This window comes from Synechococcus sp. MU1643, assembly GCF_020514095.1.
Lineage (GTDB): Bacteria > Cyanobacteriota > Cyanobacteriia > PCC-6307 > Cyanobiaceae > Parasynechococcus.
On record NZ_VTKY01000005.1, the window covers coordinates 70,871 to 84,620 of the forward strand.

The following is a 13,750-nucleotide window of genomic DNA, read 5'->3' on the forward strand; positions in this document are numbered from 1 at the left end:
ATGCGTCTGCCGGCCTGGATGCAACGCCGTCGCTTTGCCTCAGGGCTTGCCATCACAGGCCTGTCGCTGGCAACCCTCGCGATGACCAAAGCTGCGGAACAACACAACTGGCTTGGCACACCCGAGGCCAGCAACGAACCAGCAGAGCAACCCGCACCGGAACAGCCAGACCCCTGTCCCTCGCCTGCCACGCCAGACCCCCTGCTGGGTCCACGCACGAAGAAACCCGGGAGCTGGGTCGGCCGTAGCCCTGTTCAAACCAACCTGCCGATCGTCGTTATGGCAGGGCACGCCGACTCCCAGGGCACCGCCAGTCCAGGAACCCCGGGATATGCCGTGGATCAGCAGAAGCGACCGCCGATGCAACCGGGCATTCGCGATGAGCTGTTCTGGAACCGCCAGGTTCAGGCCGCTGTGGTGAGCCAAGGCCAAGCCCGTGGCTTGAACATCCGCGCCTACACCCCTCCTTCCATCAGCATCGCGAACGACGACGACCCCAGCACCAACTGGTCGAAAGCCAAAGTGTTTTCGGAGCGTGGTGAATACGTTCTGGAGATCCATTTCGATGCCTATCAGCCCCATGGCTTCGGCTCCGGTCTGATTCCTGTGCTCGCGAATGTGCGTGAACTGAACCTCGTCGATGAAAGCCTGGCCGAGGCATTTGGGCGCTACCCACGATTTTTCCGAGGAGGCCTTGGCGGTCCGCGTCGCGGCATCGGAATTCTTGAAATCGCCATGCTTAAGCCCCCCCTCGAGACGAACCTGAGAGATCCGAGCTCAAGGGAGCACACGGTGAACTGCCTGGCCGAGCGCGTGGTGAATGCACTCGTCCAAGGCGTCAGTTAGTTGATCGCGCCATGGGGGCGGCAACGCTCATCAAGCGAGTCATCACCGAGCCAATCCTGAGGCTTGGTGAACAGTTCGGTTAGCAGGGACTCCCGTGATCCAGCCTCAGCGGTGTAGCCGTACTCCCAACGCGCCAGCGGGGGAAGAGACATCAAGATCGACTCTGTCCGTCCATTGGTCTGCAGGCCAAAAATCGTGCCGCGGTCCCAAACCAGGTTGAACTCCACATAACGACCCCGGCGATAGAGCTGAAAGTCCCTCTCGCGATCGCCATAGGCCATCGGATGACGCTTCTCCACGATGGGGGCATAGGCCGGAAGGAAGGCTCTGCCGTTGGCCTGCCCCAAGGAGAACAGCTGCTCCCAACTCAACGGGCGTGCTCCCAAACGGGCTGACACCTGAGCCGCAGGACCGGAGGGATCCTGGCCCTTGTAGATCGTGCCGTTGGCATCTTGGTAGTCGTAAAAGATGCCGCCCACGCCGCGGGTTTCATCGCGGTGCTTCAAATAGAAGTACTCATCGCACCAGGGCTTGAATACCTTGTGCAGATCCGGGTGAACCGAATCACAGGCCGCCTGATGGGTGCGATGGAAGTGACGTGCGTCGTCGAGGAAGGGGTAGTAGGGGGTCAGGTCAGCACCCCCGCCAAACCACCACACAGGGCCAGCCTCGAAATAGCGGTAGTTGAGGTGAACCGTCGGGATGTAGGGATTGCGCGGATGCAGCACCATCGAGGTTCCCGTGGCGAACCATGGATGCCCCTTCGCTTCCGGACGCTGCTTGAGAATCGACGGGGGCAGTTCTTCTCCCTGAACCTCAGAGAAATTCACGCCGCCTTGTTCGAAGACGCGGCCCTCACGCATCACCCGGGAGCGCCCCCCACCCCCTTCAGGCCTGACCCAACTTTCTTCAACGAAGCGACCTTCACCATCAAGCGCTTCAAGGCCCGCACAGATTTCGTCCTGCAGCCCCATCACCATCGCCCGGGCCCGCTCTCTGGAATCGCTGGGGGGCAGTTCAAGGGGAGCCTTGCTGACACCCACGTCCTGGCGTCCGAGGACGCGGCGAATCAGGGAGCGAACCATGTGTCAGAGACTGGAGACATCGAAACCTAACCAGGTCACCCCAGACCTGGACAAGCATCCGTCAGGGACTGTCACGGGCGGCGCCCCTAGGATCCAGCTTGCCTTGATGAAACGGATGACCCCGGTCGAGCAGGCCAACCAAGCCCTCCAGCAAGTCAAAGATGCCGGCAGTGGCAAAACGGCCCTGGAGCTCGGCTGGATTGAACAGATCCGCATCACCCCGCCGCGGGCAGTGTTTCGCCTCAGCCTTCCAGGCTTCGCCCAAAGCCAGCGTGACCGCATCGTGGTCGAGGCACGGGGCGCTCTGATGGGGCTCGATGGCATTGAGGACGTGCAGATCGAGATCGGTCAACCGCCAAGCGAGGGAGGTATTGGCCACGCCGGCCATGGTCAGCCGGCTGAACGCCAGTCGATTCCCGGTGTCCGCCAGGTGATTGCGGTGAGCAGCGGCAAGGGCGGTGTCGGCAAAAGCACCGTCGCCGTCAATCTGGCCTGCGCTCTCGCCCAGTCCGGCCTGCGGGTGGGACTCCTTGACGCCGATATTTACGGGCCAAACGCACCCACCATGCTGGGCGTCGCAGACCAAACGCCGGAGGTGCAGGGCAGCGGCGATCAGCAGCGGATCGTCCCGATCGAGACCTGCGGCATCGCCATGGTGTCAATGGGTCTGCTGATCGACGATCACCAACCTGTGATCTGGCGAGGCCCGATGCTCAACGGCATCATTCGGCAGTTCCTGTATCAGGCCGAATGGGGCGAGAGGGACGTTCTCATCGTTGACCTGCCACCCGGCACCGGTGATGCACAACTCTCCCTGGCCCAAGCAGTGCCGATGGCCGGTGTTGTGATCGTGACCACCCCACAACAGGTGTCGCTGCAGGATGCGCGTCGGGGTCTCTCCATGTTCCGGCAGATGGGCATTCCCATCCTCGGCGTGGTGGAAAACATGAGCGCCTTCATACCCCCAGACCGTCCTGACTGCAGCTACGCCCTCTTCGGCAGTGGCGGCGGCGCCCAACTCGCCGCGGACTACGACGTTCCCCTCTTGGCTCAGATCCCCATGGAAATGCCTGTGCAGGAAGGCGGTGACACGGGGCGACCGATCGTGATCAACCGCAGCGACTCCGCCAGCGCCGCCGAGTTCAAGGGCCTCGCTGAAGCTGTGCTCAAGGCCGTCACCCAGCCCGTCTGACGATGTTCAGCCGACGTGACCGCCGCAGATCGCACCGGGAGTGGGTGCTCTGGGGTGTTCCGCTCGGCATGATCACCATCTCAGGGGTGCTGATCGCCAGCACCCAACGCCAGGCAGACTATGCCGACTGGTATCACCACTGGATCACCGCGGCATTCGGAGTGCTGCTGGCGCTGGGACTGGAGCGGCTGCCCCTGCAGCGTCTCCGACCTCTTTTGATGACCGTCTACGCCCTCACAGTAATCAGCCTTGTGGCGGTGCGCGTGATTGGAACCACAGCGCTGGGCGCCCAACGCTGGATCAGCATTGGCGGGGTTCATGTTCAGCCATCGGAATTCGCCAAGATCGCGGCGATCCTGCTCGTGGCAGCGGTGTTGTCGCGACACCCGGTGGAACGACCGATTGATCTGATACGCCCGCTCGGGGTGATTGCGGTGCCTTGGCTGCTGGTGTTCATCCAGCCTGATCTCGGCACATCGCTCGTGTTCGGCGCCCTGATGCTCACGATGCTCTATTGGTCGGGGATGCCGATCGAATGGGTGATTCTGTTGTTATCACCCCTGATGACAGCCCTGCTCTCAGGCCTTCTCCCCTGGGCCATGGGCCTCTGGATCCCGCTGATGGTGGTTCTTGCATACCGCTCCCTGCCCTGGAAACGGCTGGCGGCGACAGCCACCCTGGCTGTTCACGGCGCCATGGCGGCTGTGACGCCATGGCTCTGGATGAATGGTCTGAAGGATTATCAACGGGACCGTTTGGTGCTGTTCCTCGACCCCAGTCAGGATCCATTGGGCGGGGGCTATCACCTGCTCCAGAGCACCGTGGGCATTGGTTCAGGCGGCGTCTTGGGCACAGGTCTTCTTCAAGGACAACTGACCAAACTTCGTTTCATCCCTGAACAGCACACCGATTTCATCTTCAGCGCCCTGGGCGAGGAAACCGGATTTGTTGGCTGTCTTCTGGTGGTTCTTGGCTTCGCCGCCTTGATGGCACGGTTGCTCCAGATCGCGCGCAATGCCCGCACCGACTTCGAATCACTCGTGGTGATCGGGATCGGCACGATGCTGATGTTCCAGGTGGTGGTCAACATCTTCATGACCATCGGCCTGGGCCCCGTCACAGGAATCCCCCTGCCCTTCCTCAGTTATGGGCGCTCAGCCATGGTGGTGAACTTCATCGCGCTCGGCCTCTGCCTTTCGGTGGTCCGGCAAAGCCGTCGCTCCTTCGCGCAACTCCGTTGACCGGGCCATCCTTCACCGACCTGCGGCAACGACTGGCGCAGGACGTGCCCCAAGGCCGCTGCGATGAGATTGGTGTCCGGCGGCTTTGGTGGGCTGCTCTGGAAACCCTGCAACAGAATCTGCTCGAGCAGGGCATTGAAGGCGGGATCTGGCTGGCTGCACCCCTGCCGGCTCTCTACGAACCGGAGTTGCTCAAACATCTGCAGGGATGGGTGTGGGCTCCAGATCAACTGGACCAACTGAGTCCGCATCCAACGGCACTGCCGGGGCGGTCCAGCAGCGATGAGCACGGCCCCCTGCGGGGTTTTCAACGCTTGTCCCTGCGCCCCGATGACGGGGATGACCCCCTGCTGCTGGTGATCACGCCCGAGGTCCAGGTGGCCCTTGCCCTGCATGGACCAGTCCAGAAGCGTCAGCTGCTGATGCGTTGCGACCCAGCAACGCTCAGTGATGTTCTGGTTCAGCTGGGGCGGCGGCTGGAGCACCAGTCACCAGCCCAGGCCGAGCAGCTGCGCAAGGCACTCGAATCAATCGGCTCCCTCCAGAGCAATGGAGCCTGGTCAGAACAGTTCTGGCCGCGGCTCACCGAGCGGCTCACCGGCACAGCCCCCGGGCTGATGCTGCAACCCATCCAGGCTGAGCGCCCACCGGAAGCTCCCAGCCATGGAGATCTGAATTTGCTGGAAGCGATCACCCATGAGGTGCGAACACCTCTGGCAACGATCAGAACACTGATCCGGTCTTTGCTGCGGCGAAAGGATCTGGCCGATGTCGTTGTGAATCGCTTGCGGCAGATCGATGTGGAATGCAGCGAGCAGATCGACCGATTTGGCCTGATCTTCCATGCCGCTGAACTGCAACGGGAACCCAATGAAGCCAATCTGGCCCGCACGGATTTGCAGGCCATGCTGAGCGCCCTTGCGCCCAGCTGGACGGAGCAGCTGGATCGTCGCGGGATCGCCCTGGAACTAGATCTCACCGCTGACCTCCCGGCCATCCTCAGTGACTCCCGGCGACTGGAACCGATGCTCGGAGGTCTGATCGACCGCAGCACCAGGGGACTCCCCTCCGGCAGTCAGCTCACCCTTCACCTCCAGGCAGCGGGTCCGCGGGTGAAGCTTCAACTGCATGTGGAGCATCCCGACAGGAGCCAGACCGCGGAGGCCGGCCCGGCTCCCCAGCGCGAGGACGTGGGGACCGTCCTGAGCTGGGATCCCAGCACCGGAAGCCTGCAATTAAGCCAGGATGCGACCCGGCAGATGATGGCCAGCCTGGGGGGCCGCTATCAGCCCAGGCGAGACCGCGACATCACCATTTTCTTCCCGGTGCACATCCCCGGAGAGTGATTGGTTTGTTGACGGGTGTGAAGCTTGCTTTCGGAGGTCAAAACAGGCACCAATGACGGTGCTACTTTCCAGCCATAACGGCTCTTGTGGATTTTTTCAGCCATGGCAGCAACGGCGTTGAACGGTCAACTTCCCCAGCACATCGCCAGTACGGGCGGCCTTCTTAATTCAGCGGAGACCGAAGAGAAATACGCGATCACCTGGACCAGCAAGACTGAGCAGGCTTTTGAGCTCCCCACAGGTGGCGCCGCTCTGATGAATTCAGGCGAAAACCTGATGTATTTCGCTCGCAAGGAACAGTGCCTCGCCCTCGGCACCCAGCTGCGCACGAAGTTCAAGCCCCGGATCGAGGACTACAAGATCTACCGCATTTTCCCCGGTGGTGACACTGAGTTCCTGCATCCCAAGGATGGTGTGTTCTCCGAGAAGGTGAACGAAGGTCGCACCATGGTGGGCCACAACCCCCGTCGCATTGGCCAAAACGTCAACCCCGCCAATATCAAGTTCAGCGGCCGCAACACCTTCGACGCCTGATTCCTTATCGCAGCCGAGACCCCGGAGATCATGATCTCCGGGGTCTCGGCTGCGATGATCAGGTCATGTTCAGTCCCGATCGCGACGCCTTTCATCAGGCAGTTTGTAGTGGTGCCAACCTGATTCCTCTGGCTCAGAGCTGGCCCGCAGATCTTGAAACACCCCTCACCACCTGGATCAAGGCGGGTGACGGAAGACCTCCAGGCGTGCTGCTGGAGTCTGTCGAGGGTGGTGAAACCCTGGGCCGTTGGAGTGTGATCGCCTGTGATCCTCTCTGGACGGCGTCAGCTCGGAACGATCGTCTGACGCGCACCTGGCGCGACGGTCGTGAAGAGACGTTGAACGGCAATCCATTCGAATCCCTGCGCGACTGCCTCGCGCCTTACTCCTGCGTCAACCTGCCGGGCCTCCCTCCGCTTGGACAGCTATATGGCGTTTGGGGCTACGAACTGATCCAGTGGATCGAACCCACCGTCGCTGTTCACCCTCGGGCTGCTGCCGATCCCCCGGATGGGATCTGGATGTTGATGGACGCGATCCTGATCTTTGATCAGGTGAAACGACAGATCACCGCCGTCGCCTTCGGCGACCTCTCTAACGGAGCGGATGAGGAGCAGGCCTGGCAAACCGCTATCGGACGGATCGAGGCCCTGCGCCAGCGGATGGACGCACCTCTGCCAGCCGTCAAACCACTGACCTGGGACGCGAAAAGCACAGAGCTTCCCGCTGTGTGCTCCAACCGCAGCCGCGATGAATTCAAAGCAGCCGTCGACACCGCCAAGGAACACATCGCAGCCGGCGATGTGTTCCAACTGGTGATCAGTCAGCGCCTGGAAACCGAGGTGCCTCAATCATCCCTGGAGCTGTATCGCAGTTTGCGGATGGTGAATCCATCCCCGTACATGGCGTTCTTCGACTTTGGGGACTGGCAACTGATTGGCTCCAGTCCAGAGGTGATGGTTCAGGCCGAACCGGCTGCTGATGGCATCCACGCCAGCCTGCGGCCCATCGCCGGAACTCGGCCCCGCGGCGCCACGCCCCTAGAGGATCGCGAGCTGGAAGCTGACCTGCTGGCCGATCCCAAGGAACGGGCTGAGCACGTGATGCTTGTTGATCTGGGCCGGAATGACCTCGGCAGGGTCTGTCAGCCCGGAAGCGTGGCGGTGCAAGACCTGATGGTGATCGAGCGCTACTCCCACGTGATGCACATCGTCAGCCAAGTCGAAGGACGCCTTGGCCCGAAGCACGATGTGTGGGATCTGCTGATGGCGGCTTTTCCCGCCGGCACCGTCAGCGGAGCACCGAAAATCCGTGCGATGCAACTCATCCATGATCTTGAGCCCGATGCGCGTGGCCCCTATTCCGGGGTCTACGGATCCGTTGATCTGGCAGGGGCCCTCAACACGGCGATCACGATCCGCACCATGGTGGTGCAACCACGCGATGGCGGAGGATGCCGGGTGAAAGTGCAGGCCGGGGCAGGCGTTGTTGCCGATTCACAGCCGACGGCAGAGTTTGAGGAAACCCTGAACAAAGCCCGGGGAATGCTGACTGCACTCGCTTGCCTGAATCCACCGGAATGACAGCGCAACCCCTTCTGCTGAAAGGCTTCGAGGTTGAACTGTTCACCGGTCAAACCAACGGAGCCAACGTGGGCGTCGCTCCCGACGTGGCCAGGGAACTGCCTGGCTTCGTGACAGAACCGGACTGTCGCAATCTCGAATACATCACCGACCCGATCCGGGATTACGCCGAACTGCCCGAGGCGCTGCTTTCTCCCCGGCGGACGCTGCGGCGGTGGCTGCAGGAACGGGAGCTAACGCTTCTCCCCGGCAGCACCATGAGCCTGGGTAACAGCAGCCGATTCGAACGCTCCGACCCCGACAACGCCTATCACGCGCTGATTGAACAGCTGTATGGCACCAGGGTCGTGACAGCCAGCATTCACATCAACCTCGGAATCACAGATCTCGACTGGTTGTTTGCAGCGGTCCGGCTCGTGCGCTGCGAAGCAGCTCTGCTGCTCGCCCTGAGTGCCAGTTCCCCCTTTTTGGATGGGCGCAGCACCAACCACCACTCCCAGCGATGGCACCAATTCCCCATAACGCCGCCTGCAGTTCCTCTCTTTAGGGATCACGGGCACTACATCCAGTGGGTGGAGGAGCAACTGGCCACGGGTGCCATGCGCAACGAGCGTCACCTGTGGACGTCCGTTCGGCCGAATGGTCCGCAGCGCCCCTACGACCTCAACCGGTTGGAGTTACGGATCTGTGATCTGGTCACCAATCCCCATGAGCTGCTGGCGATCACCTGTCTGCTGGAGCTGAGGCTGCTGGCCCTCAAGAACAACATCGAAAGCCTCGATCCGCTCTGCAGCAGCTCCCTGTCCGCTGACGAACTGGTCCAACTGGCCGACAGCAATGACGCCGCCGTCGCCCGATCCAGCCTGAACGCTGAACTCCGGCATTGGCAAGATGGCCGTGCCATCACTTGCAAGGACTGGCTGCTGGAGCTGATTGATCAGATGGCTCCCCTGGCCGAATCGCTCCAGCTCAGCGCCTGCTTGAGGCCCTTGCATGGCCTGCTGGCCGATGGGAATCAGGCCATGCGCTGGGAAACGGCGCTTGGCCAAGGCCAATCCATCGAAGACCTTCTTCAAGCAGGCATCAAGCGGATGGAGGAGGAGGAACGGATCTCCACCGGGGAAGCCTGTTTGGGATGATCATGTCGAGTTCGTCGCAGCGTGGAGACTTCATGCCCGAGTCCACCACCCCTGACTCCGAGCAAGAGACTGCACGCTTGAGCGGTGGCGGATCCGGCGCAGGGCAGCTTCTTCAGCACCGTCTTGATCTGATTGAAGACCTCTGGAAGTCGGTGCTGCGCAGTGAGTGCCCACCGGATCAGAGCGAACGTCTGCTGAGGCTCAAACAACTCAGTGACCCCGTTTCTCTGGAAGGGAGGGACGGCGACAGCACGAGCGAGGCGATCGTCGAGCTGATAAAGGCCATGGACCTTTCGGAGGCCATCTCAGCGGCCCGTGCCTTTTCTCTGTATTTCCAGCTCATCAACATCCTTGAGCAACGGATCGAGGAAGACAGCTACCTCGACAGCCTCAGGCCCAATCCCAGTGCTGAGACGGCCCAACGGGATGCCTTTGATCCCTTTGCTCCGCCCCTCGCCAACCAAACCGATCCAGCCACCTTTGGAGAGGTGTTCGAGCGGCTGCGTCGGATGAACGTCCCCCCCGCACAGGTGGAGCACCTGCTGCGGGAGCTGGATATCCGTCTGGTGTTCACCGCCCATCCCACGGAGATCGTTCGGCACACAGTGCGTCACAAGCAACGACGTGTGGCCAACTTGCTCCAGCAACTTCAATCAGACACCCCTCTCGCGCATCAGCTGCGCGAGGACTGTCGCGACCAACTGGAAGAGGAAATCCGACTGTGGTGGCGAACCGATGAACTCCACCAGTTCAAACCCACCGTGATCGATGAGGTGGATTCGACCCTGCACTACTTCCAGCAGGTGTTGTTTGAAGCGATGCCGAAACTGCGTAAGAGGCTGATCACTGCCCTGCATCGCCACTACCCCGATGTCCAGGTCCCCCAGGCGTCGTTCTGCACTTTCGGCTCCTGGGTGGGCTCGGACCGGGATGGCAATCCCTCGGTGACACCCGACATCACCTGGCGCACAGCCTGTTACCAGCGTCAGCTGATGCTGGAGCTGTACATCCACTCCGTCCACTCACTCCGTCAGCAGCTGAGCATCTCCATGCAGTGGAGCCAGGTGGCACCATCACTGCTCGAGTCGCTGGAGATGGATCGACTCCGGTTCCCAGAGATCTACGAGCGAAGAGCAGCCCGATACCGACTGGAGCCCTACCGGCTGAAGCTCTGCTACGTGCTCGAAAAACTTGAGCGGACACTCGCCCGCAACAATCAGCTGTCGGAGGCGGGCTGGCAGATGCCCTGTGAAGCCCTGGCCGATCCCCAGGACGGACTCGGCGGAGCCGATGTTCTCCACTACACCTCGGTGGATCAGTTCCGCAGTGACTTGGAGTTGGTCCGCAACAGCCTCGTCAGCACCGAATTGAGCTGCGAACAGCTCGACACGCTGCTGCACCAGGTGCACATCTTTGGGTTCTCTCTGGCCAGCCTCGATATCCGTCAGGAGAGCACCCGCCACAGCGATGCGATCGATGAACTCACCCGCAACCTGGAACTGCCCCAGGCCTACGGGGACATGGACGAAACGCAGCGGATGGCATGGCTCCTCGAGGAACTGCAGACCCGCAGGCCCCTGATTCCGCCAGCCGCCAGTTGGTCGGAGCCAACAGCAGAAACGTTGGCGGTGTTCCGAATGCTGCAGCGCCTCCAGGAGGAGTTCGGTCCGCGGATCTGCAACTCCTATGTGATTTCGATGAGCCACACGGCATCGGATCTCTTGGAGGTTCTGCTGCTGGCGAAAGAGGCAGGCCTGGTAGACCCGCCGAACAAACGGGCCTCCCTACTGGTGGTGCCGCTATTCGAAACCGTGGAGGATCTCCAACGGGCCCCTGCGGTGATGGAAGGGTTATTTAAAACGCCGCTCTACCGCGAACTCCTACCGGTTGCAGGCCAACAGAAACAGCCTCTGCAAGAGCTCATGCTGGGCTACTCAGACAGCAACAAGGATTCTGGCTTTCTCTCCAGCAACTGGGAGATTCACCAGGCTCAGATCGCACTTCAGGCGCTCGCCAGCCGCCAGGATGTGGCGCTTCGCCTCTTCCACGGCCGCGGTGGGTCTGTCAGTCGAGGCGGAGGGCCGGCTTACCAGGCGATCCTGGCCCAACCCAGCGGCACCCTGCAGGGCCGGATCAAAATCACCGAACAGGGTGAAGTACTGAACTCCAAGTACAGCCTGCCCGAGTTGGCGCTTTACAACCTGGAGACCGTAACCACGGCCGTGGTTCAGAACAGCCTGGTAACCAACCAGCTGGATGCGACACCAAGTTGGAATCAGCTGATGAGTCGCCTCGGTACCCGTTCAAGGGAGCATTACCGGGCGTTGGTTCACGACAATCCCGATCTGGTGGCGTTTTTCCAGCAGGTCACGCCGATCGAGGAAATCAGCAAACTGCAGATCTCCAGCCGACCGGCCCGACGCAAAACAGGTGCCAAAGACCTGTCCAGTCTGCGGGCGATTCCCTGGGTCTTCGGTTGGACCCAGAGTCGATTCCTGCTGCCGAGCTGGTTTGGCTTCGGCACGGCGCTGTCGGAAGAAGTGGGCAGTGATTCCGAACAACTCGACCTGCTGCGGCGCCTCCATCAACGTTGGCCGTTCTTCCGGATGCTCATTTCCAAAGTGGAAATGACCCTCTCCAAGGTGGATCTCGATCTGGCCCATCACTACATGAACAGCCTGGGGCACCCCGAACAACGGGAGGCTTTTGAAGCGATCTTCCAGGTGATCGCCAAGGAATACGAACTCACCCGCAAACTGGTCCTGGGAATCACAGGACAGAACCGGCTGCTGGGCGCTGATCAAGGGCTGCAGTTGTCTGTTGATCTGCGCAACCGCACCATCGTGCCTCTGGGCTTTCTCCAGGTTGCACTTTTGAAGCGGCTGCGGGATCAGAACCGACAACCCCCCATGAGTGAGACACCAGGCGCCCCCGAGGACACCCGCACCTACAGCCGCAGTGAACTGCTGAGGGGAGCCTTGCTCACCCTCAACGGCATTGCAGCCGGCATGCGCAACACCGGTTGATCCACTGTGCTGTCGTTCCTTCAACAACCCTCGATTCCACCCTTGCCTGAGGGAACGCGACTCGAAACATCGACCCCTCCCACCTCCGAGCAACTCAACACCCTGCTGATGTCCTGCGGGGAATCAACCCACCCTGAGGAACGCTGGGAGCTCACCCTTCAGCGCAGCCTTTGGCAAATCAGCATCCTGGATGAGGCGAATGGAGAACTGATCGGTTTTGTGCGGGCCACCAGTGATCTGGCCCTGAACGCCAATCTTTGGAACCTTGCCGCAAAACCAGGGCCGAACCAAGGGGCCCTTTTTGCCGTTCTTGTGCACCGTGCCCTGCAGATCCTGCGCCGGGATCTGCCAGGCTGCAGCCTTTCGATCTCGGCCCCTGCAGATGCATTGGAGGCTCTCAAACAGCAGGGTTTCCTTATTGATCCCAACGGCATCCGCGCCATGGGACTCAACCTGAGCTGAGACGTAAGGATCAAACACGAGCATGGAGGGACTCGAACCCCCGACCCTCAGAACCGGAATCTGATGCTCTATCCAACTGAGCTACATGCCCACTGATCGGCGTTAAGCCGCAGTGATATCGAGCGGCAACCGTCCCGATACAGGTACCTTACTCACTGGTCGCCCCAGCACCCATCCGGCTCCACAGGCTCCAACTGCAGGGCTTCCGGAACCACACCGTTCTGCAGCTGGAACTCACGCAGCCACGTCTGCTGGTGATCGGACCAAATGGCATAGGCAAGTCCAACCTCCTCGAGGCAGTTGAGCTGCTGGGCAGCCTGCGCTCTCATCGCTGCAGCAATGATCGAGACCTGATTCATTGGGACACACCCCAGGCCCTGATCCGGGCCGAGGTGGGAGATGGGGATCGCCTGGAACTGGAACTGCGGCGCCAGGGAGGCCGTCAGGCCAGACGAAACGGAAAGCTTCTGGATCGCCAGCTCGACCTGATTGGACCACTGCGCTGCATCGGCTTCAGCGCCCTCGATCTTGATCTGGTCCGTGGCGAACCCGCCCTACGCCGCCAGTGGCTGGACCGAGTGGTGCTGCAGCTTGAACCGGTGTATGCCGATCTGATGGCACGGCTGAACCGGTTGTTGCGACAGCGCAGCCAGCTCTGGCGCCAAAGGCAGATCTCCAGTGCCGAACGCCACGCACTGCTCGACGCGTTTGACGTTCAGATGGCGCTGGTAAGCACCAGGATTCACCGGCGGCGGCAACGGGCCCTGCATCGACTGGAACCGATCTCCCAGCGCTGGCAGACCCATCTCAGCGGGGGCACTGAAGCCTTGGAACTGCATTACAAACCTGGCAGCCGACTCGATGGTGAGGATGCCGAAGCACCCTGGCGACTCTCCATCGAGGAGCAACTGCGCGAACAGCGGGAGGAAGAGGAACGGCTGGGCAGCTGCCGTGTGGGCCCGCACCGGGACGAGATCGCCCTGCTGCTGGGGGGTAGCCCAGCACGACGGTTTGGTTCAGCCGGCCAGCAGCGGTCGCTGGTGCTGGGCCTGAAGCTTGCCGAACTGGAGCTGGTGACCCAGCTGTGTGGGGAGCCACCACTACTGCTTCTCGATGACGTGCTTGCCGAACTGGATCCCACCCGGCAGCAGCTTCTGCTTGAGGCCGTGGGCGAATCGCATCAATGCCTGGTGAGCGCCACCCACCTCGAAGGCTTTGGCGGCGGATGGCAGCAGCAGGCCCAAATTCTTGGAGCAAGAGAACTGAGACCCGACCTGCAGATCGGATAAGGTGGCG

Annotated in this window: 11 protein-coding genes and 1 tRNA gene; 10 read left to right on the top strand and 2 right to left on the bottom strand. The window is 61.4% G+C overall.

The window, feature by feature from the left end; translation table 11 throughout:
* Entirely contained in the window at positions 1-846 is an 846-nt protein-coding gene (locus FZX09_RS08915; RefSeq protein WP_226402107.1) for an N-acetylmuramoyl-L-alanine amidase, read from the top strand.
* Here the strand turns inward: FZX09_RS08915 and hemF are convergent.
* Positions 843-1,931, bottom strand: a complete 1,089-nt coding sequence (gene hemF, locus FZX09_RS08920) for an oxygen-dependent coproporphyrinogen oxidase (RefSeq protein ID WP_226402109.1) — start codon at positions 1,929-1,931, stop codon at positions 843-845. The genes FZX09_RS08915 and hemF overlap by 4 nt on opposite strands.
* A gap of 115 nt (positions 1,932-2,046) precedes the next feature.
* Here hemF and FZX09_RS08925 point away from each other — a divergent pair, with 115 nt between their 5' ends.
* The 8 genes from FZX09_RS08925 to FZX09_RS08960 all read left to right on the top strand — a co-directional run bounded on the left by FZX09_RS08925 (position 2,047) and on the right by FZX09_RS08960 (position 12,454).
* Positions 2,047-3,123 (top strand): Mrp/NBP35 family ATP-binding protein, encoded by a 1,077-nt coding sequence (locus tag FZX09_RS08925; RefSeq protein WP_226402111.1) that lies wholly within the window; start codon positions 2,047-2,049, stop codon positions 3,121-3,123.
* Between the two features lie 2 nt (positions 3,124-3,125).
* Positions 3,126-4,364 (top strand): rod shape-determining protein RodA, encoded by a 1,239-nt coding sequence (gene rodA, locus FZX09_RS08930; RefSeq protein ID WP_226402112.1) that lies wholly within the window; start codon positions 3,126-3,128, stop codon positions 4,362-4,364.
* Positions 4,361-5,710: a sensor histidine kinase KdpD gene (locus FZX09_RS08935; RefSeq protein WP_226402113.1), complete on the top strand. Its 1,350-nt coding sequence runs from the start codon at positions 4,361-4,363 to the stop codon at positions 5,708-5,710. Before rodA ends, FZX09_RS08935 begins: the two co-directional genes overlap by 4 nt.
* A 102-nt stretch (positions 5,711-5,812) precedes the next feature.
* On the top strand, positions 5,813-6,244 hold the full coding sequence (locus tag FZX09_RS08940; protein ID WP_226402114.1) for a photosystem I reaction center subunit II PsaD: 432 nt from the start codon (positions 5,813-5,815) through the stop codon (positions 6,242-6,244).
* Between the two features lie 65 nt (positions 6,245-6,309).
* The gene (locus tag FZX09_RS08945; protein ID WP_226402115.1) at positions 6,310-7,827 is read left to right on the top strand and encodes an anthranilate synthase component I family protein; all 1,518 of its coding nucleotides are present in this window, start codon (positions 6,310-6,312) and stop codon (positions 7,825-7,827) included.
* Positions 7,824-8,966: a glutamate--cysteine ligase gene (gene gshA, locus FZX09_RS08950; protein ID WP_226402215.1), complete on the top strand. Its 1,143-nt coding sequence runs from the start codon at positions 7,824-7,826 to the stop codon at positions 8,964-8,966. Before FZX09_RS08945 ends, gshA begins: the two co-directional genes overlap by 4 nt.
* Positions 8,967-8,998: 32 nt before the next feature.
* Positions 8,999-11,992 carry a phosphoenolpyruvate carboxylase gene (gene ppc / locus FZX09_RS08955; RefSeq protein WP_226402116.1) on the top strand — a complete coding sequence of 998 codons (2,994 nt, stop codon included), beginning with the start codon at positions 8,999-9,001 and terminating at the stop codon, positions 11,990-11,992.
* A 6-nt stretch (positions 11,993-11,998) separates the two neighbouring features.
* Complete coding sequence (locus tag FZX09_RS08960; RefSeq protein ID WP_226402117.1) at positions 11,999-12,454, top strand: N-acetyltransferase; 456 nt, start codon at positions 11,999-12,001, stop codon at positions 12,452-12,454.
* A gap of 17 nt (positions 12,455-12,471) precedes the next feature.
* Here the strand turns inward: FZX09_RS08960 and FZX09_RS08965 are convergent.
* A tRNA-Arg gene (locus FZX09_RS08965) sits at positions 12,472-12,545 on the bottom strand.
* Between the two features lie 103 nt (positions 12,546-12,648).
* Between FZX09_RS08965 and recF the strand changes: the two genes are divergently transcribed.
* Positions 12,649-13,743 (top strand): DNA replication/repair protein RecF, encoded by a 1,095-nt coding sequence (gene recF / locus FZX09_RS08970; RefSeq protein WP_255599805.1) that lies wholly within the window; start codon positions 12,649-12,651, stop codon positions 13,741-13,743.
* The last annotated feature ends 7 nt before the right edge of the window (positions 13,744-13,750 follow it).

What these genes read in the sequence shown, in the direction of transcription:
- FZX09_RS08915 (WP_226402107.1), top strand. Translation starts at nt 1, where the DNA reads ATGCGTCTGCCGGCCTGGATGCAACGCCGTCGCTTTGCCTCAGGGCTT.
- hemF (WP_226402109.1), bottom strand. Translation starts at nt 1,931, where the DNA reads ATGGTTCGCTCCCTGATTCGCCGCGTCCTCGGACGCCAGGACGTGGGT.
- FZX09_RS08925 (WP_226402111.1), top strand. Translation starts at nt 2,047, where the DNA reads ATGACCCCGGTCGAGCAGGCCAACCAAGCCCTCCAGCAAGTCAAAGAT.
- rodA (WP_226402112.1), top strand. Translation starts at nt 3,126, where the DNA reads ATGTTCAGCCGACGTGACCGCCGCAGATCGCACCGGGAGTGGGTGCTC.
- FZX09_RS08940 (WP_226402114.1), top strand. Translation starts at nt 5,813, where the DNA reads ATGGCAGCAACGGCGTTGAACGGTCAACTTCCCCAGCACATCGCCAGT.
- FZX09_RS08945 (WP_226402115.1), top strand. Translation starts at nt 6,310, where the DNA reads ATGTTCAGTCCCGATCGCGACGCCTTTCATCAGGCAGTTTGTAGTGGT.
- gshA (WP_226402215.1), top strand. Translation starts at nt 7,824, where the DNA reads ATGACAGCGCAACCCCTTCTGCTGAAAGGCTTCGAGGTTGAACTGTTC.
- ppc (WP_226402116.1), top strand. Translation starts at nt 8,999, where the DNA reads ATGCCCGAGTCCACCACCCCTGACTCCGAGCAAGAGACTGCACGCTTG.